Raw genomic sequence first — 20,309 nt, 5'->3', positions numbered from 1 at the left:
TTCAGTTGAGCGCTTCGGGCCACGGGAATTGTTCCGCCTTAAGTTCAGGCGTGTGATAATAATTCTGTAACGCGTTAATGAAGCGCGCCGGACGTTCAGGGATCCCCTTTTCCAGGTACTCCATCACCTGAGCATGAACACGGCGCTGGAATACCACGCGATCCGGTTCAAAGTCCCCTTCAAGGTTGTCGCAACTGACGTTAAATGGATAGCCCGCCGCCATGCAAAACAGCCAGTCAAACGCCTGCGGCTTCACTTCCACGTCTTCAAACTGGCATTGCGTCTTCGCGTCGCGTCCGTCCGGACAATACCAGTAACCGAAGTCGACCAGTTCACGCCGCGCCTTACCGGCGATGCACCAGTGTGAAATTTCGTGTAACGCGCTGGCGTAATAGCCATGCGCAAAAACGATACGGTGATACGGTAATTCCGCATCCGCAGGAAGATAGATCGGTTCGTCATCGCCTTTAATCAGACGGGTATTAAATTCATCGGCAAAGCAGCCGTTAAAAATCTCAATTAACTGTTCGTAGTGATGGGTATTATTCATTAGTTCATCCCCAGCCAGTGGAGAATCTCCTGTCCATGATTATCATAAAGTAGCTTGGCGCTCATCACGGCGGAGACAATGACGATCATTGGCCGAATGAGTTTTTGTCCTTTACTGAGCACCAGCCGTGAGCCCATCCGTGCGCCAATAAACTGGCCAATGAGCATCACAAATCCGGTCGCCCAAATCACTTTGCCGCCGAGGGCAAACAGTAACAGCCCGCCGATATTCGATGTGGCATTTAATACTTTGGCGTGGGCCGTCGATTTCGCCAGGTTGTAGCCGCACAGCATGACAAAGGCCAGCGCGTAGAACGACCCCGCAGCCGGACCAAAAAAGCCATCGTAAAAGCCGACGCAGCCCCCGGCCACCAGCGCGAAAGGCAACCCATGCAACCGACGCTGTCGGTCCTCCTCCCCCACTTTCGGCATCAACAGAAAGTAAAGGCCAATACAGATAACCAGAACCGGCAGGATCTGGCGCAGAATATCTGACTGCACGTGCTGAACCAACAGCGCGCCGCTCATTGAGCCGATAAAAGTCATGAAGATATTGAGCTTCTGATCCGCCAGATTAACCACGCCCCGGCGAATAAAATAGAGGGAGGAAGAGATAGATCCTCCACAGGCCTGTAGCTTATTGGTGGCCAGCGCTTGCGCGGGTGGCATCCCGGCCGCCATCAATGCCGGAATAGTGAGTAAACCACCGCCTCCGGCCAGAGAATCAATAAAACCTGCCAGCATCGCCACGAAAAAAAGCACACCTAACAGCAGTGGCGACACCATAAACAGAGAGGCAAAATGATCCATTAGAGTACATGCTCGTCCAGTAGCGCCTGGCAGGAAGGCGGCAACGGCGGCGGTGTCTTCTTCTCAGGCTTGGTGGTTCCAGGTTTCGGAGGTTCGAACCAGCTTTGCAGCTCCGCGCCGCAGCCGTCACCCGGTGGTGGTAACGGTTGATCTTCGCACTCAAGACTGTCGGCAGGACAACGTAACCGTACGTGCATATGCGCACGATGCTGGAACCATGGCCGCACTTTACGCAACCAGTCCCGGTCGGTCCCTGCATCCAGACAAAGTTGCTGCTTAATCGCCGGATTCACGAAAATACGCGTGACTTCATTATCTTTTGCCGCCAGCCTGATCAGGCTGAAAATCTCCGGCTTCCAGAGTGACGGCACGACACGTTTGCCATCCTGTGAGACCAGATCTAACGCCTGCGGCCGCAGCAGTTGCGACTGGGTCCAGCGGGTTTTCGGCAGTTGCAGGAAAATATCTACATCCAGTCCCGTCTGGTGGCTGGCGTGACCGCCATTGAATCGCCCACCGGCCGGCATGCCCATATCGCCGATTAACACCGTACCCAGCCCCAGATTGTTGGCCTGATTACTCAGACGCTGGATAAACATCACCAGATCCGGATGGCCAAAGTAACGGCGCTGATCGGTGCGCATCACCTGATAGTGTTCTGACTGTACAGGCAGCGTATCTGCGCCAACAATACAGCCATTGGAGAACGCGCCGATAGACTGCGCGCTGCCTGCAACCGGATGGGTAATTTTCTGCCAGGGCGTCGCCGCCAGACAGGCGGTGCTGGCAAACAGAGCCAGCGCCGCAAGTGCCGTTTTTTTCATCTCTTACCAGCGTGGAATATCGGTCTTCACGTCCGCATTTTGCGCCCGCTGACGCAGCAGGTGATCCATCAACACGATCGCCAGCATCGCTTCGGCGATTGGCACGGCGCGGATCCCAACACACGGATCGTGACGACCTTTGGTGATCATTTCGACTTCTTCACCAAAGCGATTAATAGTGCGCCCTGGAACGGTAATACTGGAGGTCGGTTTCAGCGCCATATGAGCAATGATTTGTTGCCCACTGCTGATCCCACCAAGAATGCCGCCCGCATGATTACTCTGGAAACCTTCTTTGGTGATTTCATCACGGTTCTGGCTGCCGCGCAGTGCAACAACGTCAAAACCGTCGCCAATCTCAACACCTTTAACGGCGTTAATGCTCATCAGCGCGTGAGCGATATCAGCATCCAGGCGGTCAAATACAGGTTCGCCTAGACCCGCTGGTACGCCGCTTGCAACCACGGTCACCTTCGCCCCGATGGAGTCGCCCTCTTTCTTCAGCCCACGCATCAGTTCGTCCAGCGCCTCGAGTTTATCCGGATCTGGACAAAAGAACGGGTTAAGTTCCACCTGGGACCAGTCTTTGATCTCCAGCGGAATATCACCCATCTGCGTCAGACAGCCGCGAATTTCAACGCCGAACTTTTCCGCCAGATATTTTTTGGCAATCGCTCCGGCCGCAACGCGCATCGCCGTTTCACGTGCGGATGAGCGTCCGCCGCCACGGTAGTCACGCAGGCCATACTTCTGCTCATAGGTATAGTCGGCGTGTCCTGGACGAAAAACGTCCTTAATCGCACCGTAATCCTGTGAACGCTGATCGGTATTTTCGATCAACAGGCCAATGCTGGTGCCGGTGGTAACGCCCTCGAACACGCCGGAGAGGATTTTCACCTGATCCGGCTCACGACGCTGCGTAGTGTAGCGCGATGTGCCCGGACGGCGTCTGTCGAGATCGTGCTGCAGGTCAGCTTCTGTCAGAGAAATGCCCGGCGGAACACCATCGACAATACAACCGAGCGCCAGCCCGTGTGATTCACCGAAAGTGGTTACGCGAAAGAGTTGCCCAATTGTGTTTCCTGCCATCACGGCTCCGTTATGAGTGTTGTGTATGTGCGCGTGTATTTAGTCTTTATAAATGCTGAAGTGCTCGCGAGCAGCAACTAACTGCTCTTTGGTCAGCATGAATACACCTTCACCGCCGTTGTCGAACTCCAGCCAGGTGAACGGTACATCCGGGTATTGCTCTATCAGATGTACCATGCTGTTTCCGACTTCACAAATCAGAATACCGTTATCTAACAGGTAGTCCGGAGCGTTACCCAGAATGCGACGGGTAAGTTTTAGTCCATCGCTGCCGGACGCCAGACCCAGCTCAGGTTCATGACGATATTCGTTTGGCAGATCGGACATATCTTCCGCATCGACATACGGCGGATTGGTCACAATCAGGTCATACTGGACTTTCAGCAGATCGCGGAACAGATCGGAACGGATCGGCGTAACATGATGGATCAGGCCGTGCTCTTCAATATTGTGTTCGGTCACCGCCAGCGCGTCGGTGGAAATATCCACCGCATCCACTTCGGCCTCCGGGAAAGCATAGGCGCAGGCAATGGCAATACAGCCGCTGCCGGTACACATATCCAGGATATGCTGCGGCTGCTCATTAATAAGGCCCGCAAAGCGGTTATTAATAAGCTCGCCAATCGGCGAACGTGGTACCAGCACGCGCTCATCAACATAAAACTCATGCCCGCAGAACCAGGCTTTGTTGGTCAAATAAGCGACCGGAATGCGCTCGTTGACGCGGCGAATCACGCGTTCAACAATGCGATGGCGCTCGCTGGAAGTCAGACGCGCGGTACGCATATCTTCTGGAATATCCAGCGGCAGATAAAGTGACGGCAGCACCAGTTGTACGGCCTCGTCCCATGGGTTATCCGTGCCATGGCCATACCAGATGTTCGCCGCGCTAAAACGGCTGACCGCCCAACGCAACATGTCCTGAATGGTATGCAGTTCACTCACTGCTTCATCGACGAAAATTTTATCCACGTATTCCTCCAGGGCATGCTCGTATTAATTTCGGCGGCTAGTTTGCCACGAAGACGGCGATAAATCAGCATTCACACAGGGCCTGAGCGCGAAAATTGCGTTTTAAGCGATCGGATGCCCGCCGAGTCGGGTTAAACTAACGAAAAATAAAAGATGAGACTCTCGAATGAAAAAGAAAACATCGCTCAGCGAGGAGGATCAGACGCTGTTTCGCCAGCTGATGACCGGCACGCGTAAAATTAAACAGGACACCATTGTTCACCGACCGCTACGTAAAAAAATTACCGAGGTTCCGGTTAAAAGGCTGCTGCAGGAACAAGCTGATGCCAGTCACTATTTCTCGGACGAGTTTCAGCCGCTGCTGAATACGGACGGCCCGGTAAGATATCTGCGTGCCGACGTCAGCCATTTCGAACTGAAGAAAATGCGCCGTGGCGATTACTCCCCGGAGCTGTTTCTCGATCTGCACGGGCTGACCCAGCAGCAGGCCAAACAGGAGTTAGGCGCGCTGATTGCCGCCTGTCGTCGTGAGCATGTGTTTTGCGCTTGCGTAATGCATGGTCACGGAAAACATATTCTTAAGCAGCAAACGCCGCTCTGGCTGGCGCAGCATCCGCACGTGATGGCCTTTCATCAAGCGCCAAAAGAGTACGGTGGCGACGCCGCGCTGCTGCTGCTGATTGAAGTGGAAGAGTGGCAACCGCCCGAACTTCCCTGATGCAGAAAAACAGAAAGAGCCGCATTTGCGGCCCTTTGATTTTCCGGATGACGGCTGTGCCTTATCCGATTCCAGGCTTTTTAAATCGCTTTTGCCATTTTTAGGTTACACGGGCTCATCTGCCAGTTAAAAGTACCCTTCCCGCTCTCATCAAGCGTTACGCTGGCAATCGCTGATGTGGTAAACATCGGCGGTGTTTCGCCTGGGCAAAGTTCAGACACCAGATACCCCACTAAAGGTAAGTGAGAGATGAGCAGCGCCGTGGCGATACCTTCATTGGCCAGAGCCTGTAAATAGGCGCTGACCAGACCGACATCGCCGCAGGGAGTCAACTCCGGCAAAACATCCACACCGGTTGGCAGGTTCATACACTCCCCCACCACATCCAGCGTTTGTTCGGCTCGTAGGAACGGGCTCACCAGAACACGTTCGATATCCACTTTTTGACCTTTCAGCCAGTTCGCCATCAGGCGAGATTCGTCACAACCACAGGAGGTTAAGGGACGAACCGAATCACTGGCGGCATCGAGGGCTGCGTCGCCGTGACGCATGATAAAAACTTGCATATTGCACCGCTTTTGTTAACCAGAATCACCGACACCTTTATCCACAGCCCCTATTGACCGTGGTAACGATGTGGTGGCCGGCATTGTGCCTTATCCATTCACCGAATGAAACGCTGTTTTTTACCTCAACGGCGTAAGTATAGTCAATCTCTGTTTACATTTTGAGCGCGACCCATACATTCAGTGCGGATTCATCCTACCTTTGACCTCATGAATTCAGGTCAGTTTCCCCATTACTCCAGAATCTTTCACCGCGTTCCGCCATCTGCAATAACTGCTCACACGGCGTAAACCGCGAGCCGTATTGCGTGGTCAGTCGTTGCAGAGCAGCAACCACTTCACCCGCGCCGAGCGAATCCATATACCGGAACGGGCCGCCGAGGAAGGGCGGAAAACCAATACCAAATACAGCGCCGATATCGCCATCACGCGCGCTGCGGATAATCTTCTCATCGAAACAGCGTGCTGCTTCATTGAGCATTAACATGACGCACCGCTCAGCGATCTGCGCGGCGGTGAGTCGGCCCAGCCCCTGGACGCCAATAAGCGTATAAATTGCAGGGTCGACCTGTTTTTTGCTTTTACGCCCTTTCGCTCCATAAAGATAGAAACCCCGACCATTTTTTCTACCTTTGCGATCGTCATTCAAAATTGAAGCAACAACATTTGCAGGCGCGCTAAAACGTTCTCCATATGCAGCCTCAAGCACTGGTATAATTTTAGTGCCCGTATCAATTCCGACCTCATCCAAAAGTTGGATTGGCCCGACCGGAAAACCAAACTTAACCAGCGCGGCGTCAATGGCTTCAACCCGCTCGCCTTCGGTCAGCATACGAATAGCTTCGTTAATGTATGGCGCTAAAATGCGGTTAACATAAAATCCGGCCTTATCTCTGACCACTATCGGCGTTTTGCCCTGCTTTTTCGCCAGTTTAACGGTTGTGGCAATTGTCTGCTCAGAGGTCGTGGCATGCGGGATAACCTCGACCAGCGGCATTTTTTCCACCGGGCTAAAGAAGTGCAAACCTATTACTTGTTGAGGCCTGGCAGCGTTCGCCGCAATATCGCCAATCGGCAAAGATGAGGTGTTAGAGGCAAAAATGGTATGAGATGCGCAATTTTGCTCAACTTCTGCCACCATCTGTTGTTTTAACGCCAGATCTTCAAATACGGCTTCAATAACCAGGTCGCGATGAGCGAAGCCACGGTAATCGGTTGATCCCGAAATCAGCGCCAGCTGTTTATCACGCTCGCTGGCTTTGATATGACGGCGGCGAACCTTCGTTTCAAGCTGATCCCAGCTGTACTTCAGCGCGTGGTTGATTCCCTTGGCATTTATATCTTTGATACGCACTGGCAAGCCGCCTTTACAGGCCGTCACATAGGCAATACCGCCCCCCATCAGACCGCCGCCCAAAATGCCTACACTGTTTAGCGGGCCGGGCTTCACATCACTTCCGGGATCCTTTTTCACATCGGTGTTGGCAAAAAAGATGTGCCGCAGCGCCTGAGACTGAGATGTCATCGCCAGTTCGCCAAACGCGCGGGCTTCGGCGTCGTAACCGCTGCTGCTGCCTTGCGCCAGGCCGGTTTCGATGACCTCAAGGATACGTTCTGTTGCAGGGTAGTTGCCCTGCGTTTTTTGCGCCGTCTTTTTACTGGCCATGCGGAATAACAGCGCCCGCCCCAGCGGCCCCGCTAGCACACGCTCTCGCACCGGCAGAGTACGGTGTGCGGGACTATCCTTTTTGGCCAGTTCTACGGCCGCTTCCAGCAAAATGGTATGCGGTACAACTTCATCCACTAAACCCACTTTCAGCGCCTGTTTTGCGCGTAGTTGTTTTCCGGTGAGGATCATATCCAGCGCGGTACTGACGCCAATCAGACGGGGCAACCGCTGGGTACCGCCAGAGCCGGGCAGCAGACCAAGCTGCACTTCCGGTAAACCCAATACGGTTTTAGCATCATCGGTACAAATACGATTGTGGCACGCCAGCGCCATCTCCAGGCCACCGCCGAGACAGGCGCCATGAATTGCGGCGATTACGGGGATCGGCAAGGCATTAATTTCCGTCATAATCTGCTGCCCCTGGCGTGCCAGCGTTTCAGCTTCCTGCGCGCTGCGACAGCGACCAATCATGTTGATATCCGCCCCGGCAATGAAGTTATCGGGTTTCGCCGAAATGAACACCACGCCGCGTAATGCTTTGTTATCGCGAATTTGTTTCAGAATGACCCGAACCTGGGAGGCAAATTCCGCCTTCAGGGTATTCATTTTCTCTCCGGGCACATCAATGGTGACAACAGCGACGTTATCCAGACGTACGTTTAGCGTAAAAGCCGATGTCATTTCCATTATTCCGCCTCCAGAACCATTGCCGCACCCAGACCACCTGCTGCACAGGCTGTCACTAAACCAAAACCACCACCACGACGTCGTAACTCATGGAGAGTTTGGGTGATCATGCGAGCACCGGTGGCGGCGAAGGGGTGTCCATAGGCAATCGATCCGCCCAGCACGTTAAATTTACTGTCATCAACCTCGCCCGTGGCATGCGCCCTGCCGAGCACTTCGCGGGCAAAACGTTCGCTACCCAGCAGTTGAAGATTCGCCAGCGTTTGTGCGGCAAATGCTTCATGCATATCGATCAGGGTTAAATCAGCCATGGTCAGACCCGCTCTCTCCAGGGCAAGCGGCGTTGACCACGCCGGCCCCAACAGCATGTCCTGCCAGACATCGATGGCGGTAAAGGCAAAACTACGCAGGTATCCCAGCGGCACCAGCCCCAACTCTTTCGCACGCGATTCCGTCATCATAATCACGGCGGCTGCGCCGTCCGTTAGCGGGGTACTGTTCGCCGCGGTAACGGTGCCGTGCTTTCGGTCAAAGGCCGGACGCAGTTTGGCGTAATCGGCCAGCGTAGAGTTGCCGCGAATATTGTTATCTTCTGAAAAAGGATCTTTGAAAGGTGGCGCGTAGGTGGTCATCACCTCATCTGCCAGTTTTCCTTCAGACCACGCCTGAGCGGCGCGCTGATGAGAACGGTGCGCCAGGGCATCCTGTTGCTCTCGCGTAATCCCATAAGTTTTGGCCATTTGCTCGGCCGTATCCCCCATGCGTAAACCGGTGGAATACTCGGCGACGGCTGGCGGTACGGGCATCAGGTCACGTAAGCGCAGTCGGGAGAAAAGTTTAAGACGCTGACCGGTGGTCCGGGCCTTATTGACATCCACCAGCACCCGCGCCAGCTTTTTGCTAACGCCAATAGGCAGAACTGACGAGGAGTCCGCACCGCCGGCAATTCCTGCGCGGATAGTCCCCGCCATCAGGCTTTCCGCGACATTCGCCACCGCCTGGAAGCTGGTGGCGCAGGCTCGGCTTACGCTGTAGGCATCGGTGTGCACATTCATCCCGGTTCCCAGCACGATTTCACGAGCAATATTTGGGGCCTCGGGCATTTGCACCACCTGGCCAAAGACCAGTTGCTCAATGACATCAGCAGAAATTTCGCTGCGCGCCAGCAGCTCGCCAACGACCATTTTCCCCAAATCTACGGCGGGAATGCCATGAAACGCGGTTGCCTGGCGGGCAAATGGCGTACGCAATCCGCTTACGATGGCGATGCGATCGCCCTGGCGGGTAACCAGCGGTAAAGCCTGACTCATAACACTCCCCTGTAAAAAATAAAAATAAGTGGTCTGACCTGATCACAGTCTTAACCAATTTTTTACATTTAGCCAAGCAGGGAGAAAAGAAAGTGGGAGCTAAGACACAGTGAATAATCACTGACAGTGACGAAAAAGCCCTTGCTACCGGGTACAAGGGCTTTTAAAGAAGGGATTAACGCAGACCCAGTTGGAAGATCAGCGTTTCAGCTTCACAGGCAAAAACAAAGTCGATATCCAGACGCACACCTTCAGACTCTTCAGTAAAGGTCGAGGTGATTTGGCAAGGCTCAGATTCCACGCCACGCGCCTTCTCAGTCAGAGCGGCCAGCGTTTCTTCTGCCTCTGCACGATTCGCGAACACACGGCTGTATGACGCGGTGCAATCGGAGTTGTCCATGATGGTGCCAACATCCATACAGCAGCAAACCGGGGTTTCATCAGCACTGCATTTACTCATTGTAGATTTCCTCTGTATTCGCACCTGTGGTGCCAGATAAACGATGGGGATATTTTACGCTCCCATTATTCGCCTCTCCAGTCGTTAATTGTATGAAATGGGATAAGTGACCGAAATCACACTTAAAAATGATCTAAAACAAAAATCACCCAAACAGGTGAGTGTGCATACCCGCAATTTTGCCAGCTGGATCGCGTTTCCGAGATCAGAATTGAAAATATTTATAAACATACTTGCAACATTTCAGCTGGTCAGACCTATACTCTCGGCACTGGTCTGATTTCTAAGTTGTACCTCAGACCCTACACTTCGCGCTCCTGTTACGGTATGTAACATTGTTTGTATAAAAATAAATCAATGAGGTTATGGTCATGAGCCAGAAAACCCTGTTTACAAAGTCTGCTCTCGCAGTCGCAGTGGCAATTATCTCCACACAGGCCTGGTCTGCAGGCTTTCAGTTAAACGAATTTTCTTCCTCTGGCCTTGGCCGGGCATATTCGGGTGAAGGCGCTATTGCAGATGATGCAGGTAACGCCAGTCGTAACCCGGCGCTGATTATGATGTTTGACCGCCCTACTTTTTCAGCGGGTGCGGTGTATATCGATCCAGACGTGAATATTTCCGGTAAATCGCCATACACCGGACGCAGCACCGATGCGGACAACATCGCGCCTACGGCGTGGGTTCCCAATGCTCACTTCGTAATGCCGATCAACGAACAGTTTGGTTGGGGGGCTTCTGTCACGTCAAACTATGGCCTGGCAACCGAATTTAACGACAACTACATCGTCGGCGAATACGGCGGGAAGACCGATCTTAAAACGGTCAACCTGAACCTGAGCGGTGCCTACCGTCTGAATGATAGCTGGAGCTTTGGCGTTGGTTTTAATGCCGTCTATGCCGATGCAAAAATTGAGCGTTATTCCGGTGAACAAACTGCCGCATTGCCAAAAGTCAGCCAGAAAATTGCCAGCCTGAAAGGTGACGAATGGGGTTACGGCTGGAACGCCGGTATTTTGTACGAGCTGGATAAAAATAACCGCTATGGTTTAACGTATCGTTCTGAAGTCAAAATCGACTTCGATGGCGATTACAAGAGCGGCATCCGCACCCAGGCCAACGCGTTACCTGGCGCAGGCACGGCGTTCCCTTGGGGAACCACCAACGCCACCGTCCCAGGTTCTCTGACGCTTAACCTGCCGGAAATGTGGGAACTGTCGGGTTACAACCGCGTTGCACCACAGTGGGCTATTCACTACAGCATGGCTTACACCAGCTGGAGTCAGTTCCAGGAACTGAAAGCAACCGGCACCAACGGGCAGACGCTGTTCTATAAAGAAGAAGGGTTCAAAGATTCTTACCGCATCGCGCTGGGTACGACTTATTACATGGATAAAAGCTGGACCTTCCGTACCGGTATCGCCTATGACGATAGCCCGGTTCCTGCGAGCAAGCGTTCCATCTCCATTCCGGACCAGGACCGTCTGTGGCTGAGTGCGGGTACCACTTACGCCTTCAATGATGACGCGTCCATTGACGTAGGCGTTTCTTATATGCACGGCCAGAAAGTGACCGTCAAAGAAGGCCCGTATACTTTCGATTCTGAAGGTAAAGCCTGGCTGTTCGGTACCAACTTCAACTACGCATTCTGATTTTCTTCAGATATAAAAAAGGTGAGCTTTTTAGCTCACCTTTTTATTTTCAACCTTCCTTACTCGGAATCGATCTCTTTTAAATCGTCCTGAATATCTTTCGCGTTCGGGTTTTCTTCTGGTTTGAGTTTGCCACCGTTCGCAATAAAGTCATGACGCTGGAAGTAAGCTTCTCGCACCATGATGTAAGGGTCGGAAGATTGACGCAGCAGACCGTCGGAATCAAGCAGTTGCGCGCGGGTTTCAATCCCTTCAACCGTCCATTTACCTATCGACAACGGCCAGGTCAGCCAGGACAGTACCGGATACAGCGTATCCACCATGTCGCCGCCATCATCACGCAGCGTGAAGCTGCCGTAGAATGGAAGCTGCATATACGGTCCGTAACCAACGTCATAGTGGCCTAACGTACTACCAAAACGGTGTGGTTCAACACGCTGTAACTTCGGATTAGCCATACCCGCCACGTCGATAAATCCGCCCATACCTAACAGGGTGTTCAGGAAGAAACGGGTGAAGTGCACCATCCCCTGATAGGGGTCGCCTTGCAGGAAATAGTTGACCATAACGGCCGGCTCTTCAAGGTTGCCGGTAAAATTGCTCAAACCGTTACGCGCCGGCTGCGGGACATAATCACGCCAGGCAACTGCCACCGGTCGAACAACGTATGGATCTAAAACATTAAAGTTGAAGTTGTACATGGTGCGGTTGAACCCTTCAAATGGGTCCGAACGCCCCTGCTGTTCAGTACCAGAGCTCGCACACCCCACCAAAAGTGTGGTTCCCAGCGCAAGCGCCGACAGGCGAAGCTTCATAAGTGTCTCCCTGTGTATTATGGCTATCGCTGATTGCCATCCATGACGGAACGATGACGTATCCGCCTGTTTAGATGTGAGCGATTGTAACAGCACGTCAAATGATGTCTATATACCCTGTGTTACTGATTTGATCATAGCCTGGTAATGCGTACTCCGCGGCGGCTCTATTCTAGCTACCCCAATAAAAACAAACGTTACCATTTTTGCTATCTCAGACTTTCTCCCGCTGATTTTCGGGCAAAAGCCGCTACGCTTTAGCAATACGTGCTAATTCAGGATTCGGCTATGAATGACATTGAGAACGAAAAGATTGATCGGCACAGCGACGAACTCCAGGTCGACAGTGACGAAAAGCTAGAGGGTAAAAAGATTGAGGTCGATGAGGACAGACTCCCCTCCCGCGCCATGGCGATCCATGAACATATCCGCCAGGATGGGGAGAAAGAAATGGAGCGCGACGCGATGGCGCTACTGTGGTCAGCCATCGCTGCGGGACTCTCGATGGGCGCCTCGCTACTGGCTAAAGGAATTTTTCATGTGCAACTGGAAGGTGTGCCTGGAGGATTTTTGCTGGAGAACCTCGGTTATACCTTCGGCTTTATAATTGTCATTATGGCTCGCCAGCAACTGTTTACCGAAAATACCGTCACCGCCGTCCTGCCGGTAATGCAAAACCCTACGCTCGGCAATTTTGGCCTGCTGATGCGCCTGTGGAGTGTGGTTCTGCTAGGTAATATTATTGGCACCGGGGTTGCCGCATGGGCGTTTGAGCATATGCCGATTTTTGATGAAGAAACCCGCGATGCTTTTGTCAAAATCGGCATGGATGTGATGAAAAACACGCCAACGGAGATGTTTTCCAACGCCATCATTTCTGGCTGGTTAATTGCCACAATGGTATGGATGTTTCCCGCCGCTGGGGCAGCAAAAATTGTGGTCATTATTCTGATGACCTGGCTGATTGCGCTGGGCGATACCACGCACATCGTCGTCGGTTCGGTGGAAATTCTCTATCTGGTCTTTAATGGCACGCTGCACTGGAGTGATTTTTTCTGGCCCTTTGCGCTACCAACGCTCGCCGGGAATATCTGTGGCGGAACGTTTATCTTCGCGCTGATGAGCCACGCGCAGATCCGCAATGATATGAGCAATAAACGCAAAGAAGAAGCCAGGTTGCAAGCCAGGCGGGATGAGCAAAAGCAGAAAAACCAGAAAAAACAGGCTTGAATGGTGACGGTTTGAGCAGTTGGGCGGCCTGAGGCTTACTGTTGTGAGTAAAAAACGCTATACTCGTGCCGCTTCGTCCCCTTAGTTAAATGGATATAGTAATTAAAATTCACAACCAATTGTATTTAATGACATTTAGTGAATATTAAACAAATAATTTGTACTCATATATGTACACATTATTTGTCCACTCAGCGCCCCTACATAACAGGGCAATCATCAAACTCCGCCTGCCTGGCATCGTTGATAATGTATGTAAGCACACCAAAGATAGGGCGGATAGTGTCGTCCTCATCAGGTAACGCCTCCTTCCTCCCGTTTTCCAGATTTTCGAGATGAGGCTTCGGGTGTTTCCGGTACCGCTTGATCTTGAATTCCCCATCCAGCGCGCATACCAGGAGTGAGCCATCACATGGTGATAACGCCATATCGACGACGAGCAGCGCTCCCTGGACAATGCCCTCTCTGTAATGTGAACAACCTGCCCTCATAAAATATGTCGAATTTTGTCGGCTGATCAGTTTCTCATCAAGCGAAATTCGTGTTTCCGCATAATCTGCCGCTGGGGATGGAAAGGCCATGGTTAAACCCTCTCTTGATTACTGGATATAAACACAATATAAATACTGTATATCCAACCAGTAAAGAGGTGACGCGTAATGTTTGTGGAACTCGTTTATGACAAAAGGAATTTTGATGGTTTGCCCGGTGCGAAAGACATCATTCTGGGGGAGTTGAGCAAAAGGGTGCAGCGCATCTTCCCTGATGCTGATGTGAGGGTGAAACCTATGATGACGTTGCCGGCGATCAACACTGACGCCAGCAAGCATGAGAAGGAACAGATAAGCCGTACTGTTCAGGAAATGTTTGAAGAAGCTGATATGTGGCTGGTTTCAGATTAAACACCTTGAACCGTCATATTGCTTAAGTACAATCCGCCGTGACTGGCAATCATTCAATACTCGCACTATCGGACGTTCGCCAGTTGGCCGCAGCCATGCTCATGCACATGGTATGGTTGCGGCACTGTTATTTCGCTTTATGACATTGCACGTTGATGGTCCAGAGCAGAATTATCTGGCGGTGAGCTATTCAACAATTTTCTTCAGCGCCTCCACGTCTGCTTTCAGTTGATTGATTTCTTTCTGCTGCGCTTCGTTTTCATCCATCAGAGAAATAATGGTTGCGTGGTGAACAGCGGCCAGTACGCCGGAATCGCCAGCCTGTACAGATAAGGCATCCTTAACAACAGTTCCGTCCCGCAGTTCGATATCACCGGCAGTGACTTTCGCCTCCGGGTATGCCTCATACAGTCCTTCAGCCAGAACACCGATGCCAAAACGTCCGTCAGCATTTTTTGTTTTCAGTCGCCAGGTACATGCGCGGATTATCCGCATCGTTTCGCGTGGATTCTGGATGTCCTCGACTTTCTCCTTAATTTTGACGGTCGAGCCGCCGTTAACCCAGTTTCCGGTAGCGGTGGCGTTTCCGTTTCTGGCATTAAACCGCCACATGTGCGGCGTGGTTCCCGCCTCCGTTGTCCAGGAGAGGGCATACTCGGGGTTCATGTCGTTTGCCCATGCAGACCACGTAAACACCCCAGCATATTTGCCAGGCCAGAACATCTTGAAACTCATGTGCGGATACAGATAGCCTGCACCGAGAACATTCATCTGCTCCTGGTAGAGACCGTAGTTGCGGTTTCCGGCATAGAGGGAGTCAAAGCTCCCCGGCAATGCGTTGACCTTGCCAAACGGGCTGGTTATCTGGCCTCCGGATTTGCCGCCGATAGTGTTAAGGCGGTTATCATTCCCCTCACAGAATGAACCTGCCCTTGTACCGAAGGGACTGGATAACCCTGTCCCGCCCTGCGCTTTTGACACCACGCCGCTGACCAGGTCTGCCTTACCGTCAAGCGCTGTCTTATCTGCCTTACCGTCAACGCTATTGATGAGTTTCTTTGCTGACGGTCCAGTAGTCTGACTGGTATCCGGTAATTTAATCGTTACATCACCTTCGGCTGTAAAAAACTGCTGCCAGTTCTGCTTGTCGTAGTTCAGGCCCCTAAGCGCCTCAGCACTCTGGGCCACCAGCGCCGCGGTGACCATATTCAGTGCCACACGGGGAACGGCTGACCATGCTGCACCAGCCTGTGTTGGCCCGGTAAAGTTACTGACCAGCGTCAGAGCCGTGCCACTTTCGACGGATTTAACCGGGAGCGTATAGGGAACACCGCCGACAGTAACAACAATAAAATCACCAGCCGAAAGTTCAGTGCTAAATGTAGTCCCTGTCCCTGATACCAGAGCAGAGTTATTCGTCAGGGTTAAGGTTCCTGCTGACATGGATATCTCCTGAATTCAGATAATAAAAAACCCACCGGAGCGGGTTATTTTTTGTAGGTTTAATTCGAACAGTTCGAACTGGTGAAATTATTCTTATTCACCCATCGCCAGTTAAATGGATAACCGGCCTGATATTGTGTCTGGTTTACAATTTTACGTATCCCGTAAATGAGCACGTCTGTTCCCTGATTGCCGATCATCGCCGTTGCTGTACATAAGGGTAATTTATTTTCGAGAGTGCCGGAACATGCAGTTAATGATAAAAATGCAAGAACGATTAATATAATTTTCATATTGTTACTCGCTGTAGTTATTCATATTCAAAATATCAATAGCGGACAACAATAGATAATAGATTTAACAGATCATTTAAAATACATTGATCGTTTAAAACGATCGTACAGGCATTCAATATTTTGACACTTCAACTGCAATAACTGTATTACCTGCATTTACAGGGGCCATTGGCTGCGCGCTACCAGATGGAATTGCCTGAGTGGCAGCGGTATAAATTCGGGTGCTGGCCCCGTTATATACAGCTGTAAAAGTAACCGGAACAGGCCAGAGCTGACCGCCCGGTCCACCGCCAGATATTCGCCATACCTGCTGACCTGCAACATCCGGGATAATTGCCCATTTACCCGCTCTGCTCTCGTCAATATAAATGCCTCCATTTGCCCCGATTGTTCCGACAGTTACCACGTCCGTCAGGATTTTCGATTCATGAGTAATAACCAGATTCCCCGTCTGGTCGTCCCAGACAGCCAGCCCATACGGAGGATTTGGCATGGGCTGAGGGAATATAGTGAATAAATAGACTGTCAGGGTAAATGCGGTATTTAGTATCTCATAGGCCCGTACAGCCAGTTGTCCGTTTGATTCAATCCAGACAGCACACGCGGCCTGACGGGATGTCAGAACAAACGGGATAACAGGTTGTGTTGCATCAGGTATATTAACCAGTTGCTCAATATAATGTAGAGCACCATTCGATACTGACGAAAACGTCTGCTTTGAATACAGACAAACAGGTACTGACTGGGGGGTGATAAATGTTTCGCCGCTTTTCAACGATAATAACGCACCATATCTGTTAGCCATTATGCATTTTCCAGAAAAACAAAAACATAGCTCTCATTTGCCTGAGGCTGGTTCAGAGAGTTATCAGTTCCTGCGCCAATTACAATACTATTGCCTGAAACGGCTATTGTTCGGCGCCCCTCTACATACGCTATAGTTTTTGCCAGACCCAGCATATATCCGAGCCTCTTCCCTGCCGGCACGTTGAACGAATATGCACCTGACGTCTGGCCGGCACTCAGCTTTATCGTTCCAATGATTGATATTGGTTTAATACCAAAGTTTGCTGATGATCCGTCCTCATGCCAGCAATCAAAACCAAAATCAGACATTAGGCGCTACTCCGGTAATATGCCCCAGCTGTACCAGCAGTCGCCCGCTGGGCCCAGTAAATGACAGGTTGTTATCAGCCTTAGACAGACACCAACCGCCCTGATTTGCAATTTTATAGCCCGTAGACCAGAATGCGCCTGAGATTTTGCCGTTAGTAATCGCAGCATCCGCAATTTTCGCACTGGTGATACTGGCGTTCTGAATAAACGCAGAACTGATAAACACCTGACCATTAACAACAGCAAAGGGTGAATACTGCGTATCACCGCTGCCACTCATCAGGACGAACTGGTTGGCGTTAAATCCGACGCGAGTGACCACCGGCTTACCCGCTTCGGCCAGTACCGCAATTGATATCCCGGCACTGTAAAAAATACCGTTGATGCGCACTCCGGCTTTCAGGGTATGAATAGCCGTCGCACCCGAAGCATCGACAGTAGCAGTCAGTTTGTCCTCGAGAGAGGCTGTCACATCTTTAATCTGCGCCTGTACCTGGGTGGTCATTTCAGCCATCGCTTTATCAACATCAGCAATGGTCGTTTTGACCACCAGAATATCCGCGCGGACTTCACCATACTGCGCCCACTGATGTTCAGCCGTTGCGTGGTTGGCCAGCGCGTTCTGTAATGCGGCTTCGAGGTCGGTATCAATGTCGCTTGTCAGGCGGTCACCGTCTGCAGACGTCAGGAAGTCATCAGCAATATCACCCAGGTAATCATCAGCATTCGCGTTGGATACACCACGAACCCAGTCGGTCCAGCCTGATTCATTACCCGTTCTGTCAACCAGCTGCGCACGGTACCAGAACTCCTGTCCCGCCTTCAGTCCCAGTTGGGTGTATTCGGCTGACGGATAAGGCACATCCGACAGCAAAAGAGGATTAGAGAAATCACTGTTCGCGGTGTACTGAATTTCCGTTTTTAGCGTATCCCCGGTGTTAGCCGGGAATCCCCAGTTCAGGCGAATCCCCCAGTTGATCGGCGTTGTCGCAAAGCCGACAGGTTTCGGTGGATTTCCCACCTTGCCCGTCAGCGTTTTCTCTTCGGAGTAGCCCCAGCCAGAGGATATTTCAGCGGCGTTAATGGCACGTACACGCACGAGGTAGCGTCCTGCATAAATACCAGAAACATCGAATGACGTGGTGGAGCTGCGCGGCACGTTTACCCAGTTACCATCATTGCGGCGCCACTGTGCCTCGTAGGCGATAGCATTCTGCGCCTGGTCCCAGCTCACACGCATGGTTTCGACGCTGATATTCTGCTGCACCACTGAAAACGAGCTAATCACAATGTTAGCTGGCGGCGACTGGTTACCCGGCGGGATTACACTCACGGGCCGCTGGTCAATGATGGCTCCGGTATCGATACGGGCATATTTATCCGGGTCATGCCATGCGCCGGTAATAGAGAAAGTGCCATCATCATTATCGGAGACGCTGACAACTCGATACTGCTGGGCGTAGAGTTCATCTGACTCAACCACCCATACAGCTTCGGCCTGTGGTGTCTCACTGTATGCCGTGGTGACTGTGACTGATTCCCCATTAATCGCCTGAATAGTCCTGCTCTGTGACGCACCGGAGGGAAGATTGAGAATAAGGCGATCGCCTGCTGCTGCATCAGCTGCGCGGTCAAGTTTAATCACGCGACCGTTAACAGCACTGATGCGGCCGCCCATAACTTTGCCGGACAGAAGCTCGTCTGACACGGCGATGATGTATCCCGGCTGCGGGATGTTTCCGTCCAGACCAACATCAAACGAAACAACACGATCCTTATTGTTGGTGAGAATACCCCAGCGCCCCTTTCGGTTCGCTTCTGATTGACGGGTACAACCGATGGCTGTCATTTCCAGCTGATTAAATCCGTACCGGGCCACCAGAGGCTGCTCAAATACCGGCTCCATCGCATCCGCATAGGCGTTATCCGGATCAGACCAGGAAACCAACGCCGTGGTATACCGCGTTTTTGTCGTGCTGCTGGAATAGGTAAAGCGTCCGTCGATAACGTTAGCGCGGGTGTAAGCGTAATCCACATCTCTCGGCATATCGGCAAGCGCAACAATCTGATCGCCGCCCCAGTACGTCATACCCCGGAATATAGCCGCAAAGTCACGCAGCACAGTGTAAGCGTCATTCCTGTCCTGAACATAGACGTTACAGGTATAGCGTGGCTCTGTCCCGCTTCCACCCTTTCCATCCGGTACCGGCTGATCGCAATATTGCGATACCTGGTACAACGTCCATTTATCGATGTTGGCTGCACTCAGGCGATTACCCAGACCAAAGCGATCGGTAATAACCAGATCGTAAAATATCCACGCCGGGTTATCGGTCCAGGCCCACTTAAACGCGCCCTGCCATGTACCACTATAAGTCCGCGTATCGGGGTCATAGTTATCAGGCACTCGGATCACTCGGCCACGTGGTTCACAGGATATCTGTGGAATCGAACCGTTGAACTGACTTGAATCGAATTCTATGTACAGCAGCGCGGTGTTCGGATAGCGCAGCTTGGCATCAATCACTTCCGTGAAGCTTTGCAGCGTCATCGTGTCGCCGATCTTGGCGCTGTTTGCGTCAGCGGTAATCTTACGCAGTCGGATTGTCCAGGTACTGCCAGCCTGCGGTAAATCAATACGGTGGCTGCGCTCATAACCAGACGTCGTTTTGCCGGTTGCGCTGGTATTAAGCACGGTTTGCCAGGTCCCACCATCAGTTTGCAGGTCTATTGCATAATTGATGGAATACCCTACCAGATCGCCGTTGTCCTCCTGCTTAAACAGTGAAGGCCATTTCAGTCGCAGGCGAACGGCTGATAGTTGGGTGTTGGTGAAGGTACGCGTCCAGGCTGTTGCGCTTGATACTTCTGTTCCAACGTTGATTTCGTTTTCGGTACCGGGAATGCCCTGAATGTAATTTTGTGCCTGAGTTCCCGCGCGAAACTCCCACGTCACGCCGCTAAAGTTTTGGGAGCCATCAGAGTTTTCCAGCGCCGTGCCGTCCAGGTAGATATTTTTTCCGGTTAATTGCCCTGCAAATTCCCCTTCCCCAAGCGCAACGAGGATTTTGGCCTTCGCTACAGATTGCAGATCATCAGGCTGTTCGGTAGGGGTTCGGGAACTGGAACTGCCGCCCTTGCGGCCTTTAATCTGGGTTGCTGTAACCATATGATGCCCGTAAAAAAGCCACCCGAAGGTGG

At 51.9% G+C, this 20,309-nt stretch carries 20 protein-coding genes; 4 read left to right on the top strand and 16 right to left on the bottom strand.

The annotated features are described in order from the left end of the window. Window position 1: 1 nt before the first annotated feature. The 5 genes from HV037_RS08225 to prmB are packed head-to-tail and all read right to left on the bottom strand — an operon-like array spanning window position 2 to window position 4,244. The gene (locus HV037_RS08225) at window positions 2-550 is read right to left on the bottom strand and encodes an elongation factor P hydroxylase (RefSeq protein ID WP_016153873.1); all 549 of its coding nucleotides are present in this window, start codon (window positions 548-550) and stop codon (window positions 2-4) included. Next, a complete protein-coding gene (locus HV037_RS08220) occupies window positions 550-1,359 on the bottom strand; it encodes a sulfite exporter TauE/SafE family protein (protein WP_016153874.1) in 810 nt (269 codons plus the stop codon). Before HV037_RS08220 ends, HV037_RS08225 begins: the two co-directional genes overlap by 1 nt. Next, entirely contained in the window at window positions 1,359-2,183 is an 825-nt protein-coding gene (gene mepA / locus HV037_RS08215; RefSeq protein WP_016153875.1) for a penicillin-insensitive murein endopeptidase, read from the bottom strand. Before mepA ends, HV037_RS08220 begins: the two co-directional genes overlap by 1 nt. Window positions 2,184-2,186: 3 nt before the next feature. Beyond that, window positions 2,187-3,272: a chorismate synthase gene (aroC, locus tag HV037_RS08210; RefSeq protein ID WP_003028170.1), complete on the bottom strand. Its 1,086-nt coding sequence runs from the start codon at window positions 3,270-3,272 to the stop codon at window positions 2,187-2,189. Window positions 3,273-3,311: 39 nt separating this feature from the next. Further along, the gene (gene prmB, locus HV037_RS08205; RefSeq protein ID WP_103284048.1) at window positions 3,312-4,244 is read right to left on the bottom strand and encodes a 50S ribosomal protein L3 N(5)-glutamine methyltransferase; all 933 of its coding nucleotides are present in this window, start codon (window positions 4,242-4,244) and stop codon (window positions 3,312-3,314) included. A gap of 166 nt (window positions 4,245-4,410) precedes the next feature. Here prmB and smrB point away from each other — a divergent pair, with 166 nt between their 5' ends. After that, the gene (gene smrB / locus HV037_RS08200) at window positions 4,411-4,962 is read left to right on the top strand and encodes an endonuclease SmrB (RefSeq protein ID WP_016157059.1); all 552 of its coding nucleotides are present in this window, start codon (window positions 4,411-4,413) and stop codon (window positions 4,960-4,962) included. Between the two features lie 80 nt (window positions 4,963-5,042). Here smrB and sixA read toward each other — a convergent pair whose 3' ends face one another. The 4 genes from sixA to HV037_RS08180 form a co-directional block, all read right to left on the bottom strand. Further along, a complete protein-coding gene (sixA, locus tag HV037_RS08195; protein ID WP_103284049.1) occupies window positions 5,043-5,528 on the bottom strand; it encodes a phosphohistidine phosphatase SixA in 486 nt (161 codons plus the stop codon). A 208-nt stretch (window positions 5,529-5,736) separates the two neighbouring features. Next, complete coding sequence (gene fadJ, locus HV037_RS08190) at window positions 5,737-7,884, bottom strand: fatty acid oxidation complex subunit alpha FadJ (RefSeq protein ID WP_103284050.1); 2,148 nt, start codon at window positions 7,882-7,884, stop codon at window positions 5,737-5,739. Further along, window positions 7,884-9,194 carry an acetyl-CoA C-acyltransferase FadI gene (fadI, locus tag HV037_RS08185; protein WP_016153879.1) on the bottom strand — a complete coding sequence of 437 codons (1,311 nt, stop codon included), beginning with the start codon at window positions 9,192-9,194 and terminating at the stop codon, window positions 7,884-7,886. Before fadI ends, fadJ begins: the two co-directional genes overlap by 1 nt. Before the next feature lie 175 nt (window positions 9,195-9,369). Further along, a complete protein-coding gene (locus tag HV037_RS08180; RefSeq protein ID WP_003834838.1) occupies window positions 9,370-9,654 on the bottom strand; it encodes a YfcZ/YiiS family protein in 285 nt (94 codons plus the stop codon). Between the two features lie 371 nt (window positions 9,655-10,025). On the opposite strand from HV037_RS08180, the gene fadL reads away from it, so the two are divergent. After that, window positions 10,026-11,306, top strand: a complete 1,281-nt coding sequence (gene fadL, locus HV037_RS08175; protein WP_016157062.1) for a long-chain fatty acid transporter FadL — start codon at window positions 10,026-10,028, stop codon at window positions 11,304-11,306. Window positions 11,307-11,365: 59 nt separating this feature from the next. Here the strand turns inward: fadL and mlaA are convergent, their stop codons facing one another. Next, window positions 11,366-12,121: a phospholipid-binding lipoprotein MlaA gene (mlaA, locus tag HV037_RS08170; RefSeq protein ID WP_003028190.1), complete on the bottom strand. Its 756-nt coding sequence runs from the start codon at window positions 12,119-12,121 to the stop codon at window positions 11,366-11,368. 288 nt (window positions 12,122-12,409) lie between these two features. On the opposite strand from mlaA, the gene HV037_RS08165 reads away from it, so the two are divergent. Continuing rightward, window positions 12,410-13,351: a formate/nitrite transporter family protein gene (locus tag HV037_RS08165; protein ID WP_047416338.1), complete on the top strand. Its 942-nt coding sequence runs from the start codon at window positions 12,410-12,412 to the stop codon at window positions 13,349-13,351. A gap of 200 nt (window positions 13,352-13,551) precedes the next feature. Here HV037_RS08165 and HV037_RS08160 read toward each other — a convergent pair whose 3' ends face one another. After that, complete coding sequence (locus tag HV037_RS08160; RefSeq protein ID WP_181624274.1) at window positions 13,552-13,932, bottom strand: S24 family peptidase; 381 nt, start codon at window positions 13,930-13,932, stop codon at window positions 13,552-13,554. A gap of 78 nt (window positions 13,933-14,010) precedes the next feature. Here HV037_RS08160 and HV037_RS08155 point away from each other — a divergent pair, with 78 nt between their 5' ends. After that, window positions 14,011-14,253 (top strand): DinI family protein, encoded by a 243-nt coding sequence (locus tag HV037_RS08155; RefSeq protein WP_181624273.1) that lies wholly within the window; start codon window positions 14,011-14,013, stop codon window positions 14,251-14,253. A gap of 186 nt (window positions 14,254-14,439) precedes the next feature. On the opposite strand, the gene HV037_RS08150 is transcribed toward HV037_RS08155, so the two are convergent. From HV037_RS08150 to HV037_RS08135, 5 genes are all read right to left on the bottom strand, one after another. Continuing rightward, window positions 14,440-15,696, bottom strand: coding sequence for a tail fiber domain-containing protein (locus HV037_RS08150; RefSeq protein ID WP_181624272.1), 1,257 nt, complete (start codon window positions 15,694-15,696; stop codon window positions 14,440-14,442). 59 nt (window positions 15,697-15,755) lie between these two features. Then, entirely contained in the window at window positions 15,756-15,989 is a 234-nt protein-coding gene (locus HV037_RS24555; protein WP_249414968.1) for a cor protein, read from the bottom strand. A gap of 115 nt (window positions 15,990-16,104) precedes the next feature. Next, complete coding sequence (locus HV037_RS08145) at window positions 16,105-16,797, bottom strand: hypothetical protein (protein ID WP_104651395.1); 693 nt, start codon at window positions 16,795-16,797, stop codon at window positions 16,105-16,107. Then, the gene (locus tag HV037_RS08140; RefSeq protein ID WP_104651396.1) at window positions 16,797-17,108 is read right to left on the bottom strand and encodes a hypothetical protein; all 312 of its coding nucleotides are present in this window, start codon (window positions 17,106-17,108) and stop codon (window positions 16,797-16,799) included. Before HV037_RS08140 ends, HV037_RS08145 begins: the two co-directional genes overlap by 1 nt. Beyond that, window positions 17,101-20,277: a host specificity protein J gene (locus HV037_RS08135; protein WP_181624271.1), complete on the bottom strand. Its 3,177-nt coding sequence runs from the start codon at window positions 20,275-20,277 to the stop codon at window positions 17,101-17,103. Before HV037_RS08135 ends, HV037_RS08140 begins: the two co-directional genes overlap by 8 nt. Window positions 20,278-20,309 lie beyond the last annotated feature (32 nt).

The organism is Citrobacter sp. RHBSTW-00017, from assembly GCF_013797615.1.
GTDB lineage: Bacteria > Pseudomonadota > Gammaproteobacteria > Enterobacterales > Enterobacteriaceae > Citrobacter > Citrobacter braakii.
This window is presented reverse-complemented; position numbering and strand designations above follow the sequence as displayed.

Excerpts from the sequence above, each read along its gene's own strand:
- HV037_RS08165 (WP_047416338.1), top strand. The coding sequence starts at position 12,410 with ATGAATGACATTGAGAACGAAAAGATTGATCGGCACAGCGACGAACTC.
- fadJ (WP_103284050.1), bottom strand. The coding sequence starts at position 7,884 with ATGGAAATGACATCGGCTTTTACGCTAAACGTACGTCTGGATAACGTC.
- aroC (WP_003028170.1), bottom strand. The coding sequence starts at position 3,272 with ATGGCAGGAAACACAATTGGGCAACTCTTTCGCGTAACCACTTTCGGT.
- HV037_RS08180 (WP_003834838.1), bottom strand. The coding sequence starts at position 9,654 with ATGAGTAAATGCAGTGCTGATGAAACCCCGGTTTGCTGCTGTATGGAT.
- smrB (WP_016157059.1), top strand. The coding sequence starts at position 4,411 with ATGAAAAAGAAAACATCGCTCAGCGAGGAGGATCAGACGCTGTTTCGC.
- mepA (WP_016153875.1), bottom strand. The coding sequence starts at position 2,183 with ATGAAAAAAACGGCACTTGCGGCGCTGGCTCTGTTTGCCAGCACCGCC.
- HV037_RS08220 (WP_016153874.1), bottom strand. The coding sequence starts at position 1,359 with ATGGATCATTTTGCCTCTCTGTTTATGGTGTCGCCACTGCTGTTAGGT.
- HV037_RS08145 (WP_104651395.1), bottom strand. The coding sequence starts at position 16,797 with ATGGCTAACAGATATGGTGCGTTATTATCGTTGAAAAGCGGCGAAACA.
- HV037_RS08150 (WP_181624272.1), bottom strand. The coding sequence starts at position 15,696 with ATGTCAGCAGGAACCTTAACCCTGACGAATAACTCTGCTCTGGTATCA.
- HV037_RS08140 (WP_104651396.1), bottom strand. The coding sequence starts at position 17,108 with ATGTCTGATTTTGGTTTTGATTGCTGGCATGAGGACGGATCATCAGCA.
- HV037_RS24555 (WP_249414968.1), bottom strand. The coding sequence starts at position 15,989 with ATGAAAATTATATTAATCGTTCTTGCATTTTTATCATTAACTGCATGT.
- HV037_RS08135 (WP_181624271.1), bottom strand. The coding sequence starts at position 20,277 with ATGGTTACAGCAACCCAGATTAAAGGCCGCAAGGGCGGCAGTTCCAGT.
- sixA (WP_103284049.1), bottom strand. The coding sequence starts at position 5,528 with ATGCAAGTTTTTATCATGCGTCACGGCGACGCAGCCCTCGATGCCGCC.
- fadI (WP_016153879.1), bottom strand. The coding sequence starts at position 9,194 with ATGAGTCAGGCTTTACCGCTGGTTACCCGCCAGGGCGATCGCATCGCC.
- HV037_RS08160 (WP_181624274.1), bottom strand. The coding sequence starts at position 13,932 with ATGGCCTTTCCATCCCCAGCGGCAGATTATGCGGAAACACGAATTTCG.
- HV037_RS08225 (WP_016153873.1), bottom strand. The coding sequence starts at position 550 with ATGAATAATACCCATCACTACGAACAGTTAATTGAGATTTTTAACGGC.
- fadL (WP_016157062.1), top strand. The coding sequence starts at position 10,026 with ATGAGCCAGAAAACCCTGTTTACAAAGTCTGCTCTCGCAGTCGCAGTG.
- mlaA (WP_003028190.1), bottom strand. The coding sequence starts at position 12,121 with ATGAAGCTTCGCCTGTCGGCGCTTGCGCTGGGAACCACACTTTTGGTG.
- HV037_RS08155 (WP_181624273.1), top strand. The coding sequence starts at position 14,011 with ATGTTTGTGGAACTCGTTTATGACAAAAGGAATTTTGATGGTTTGCCC.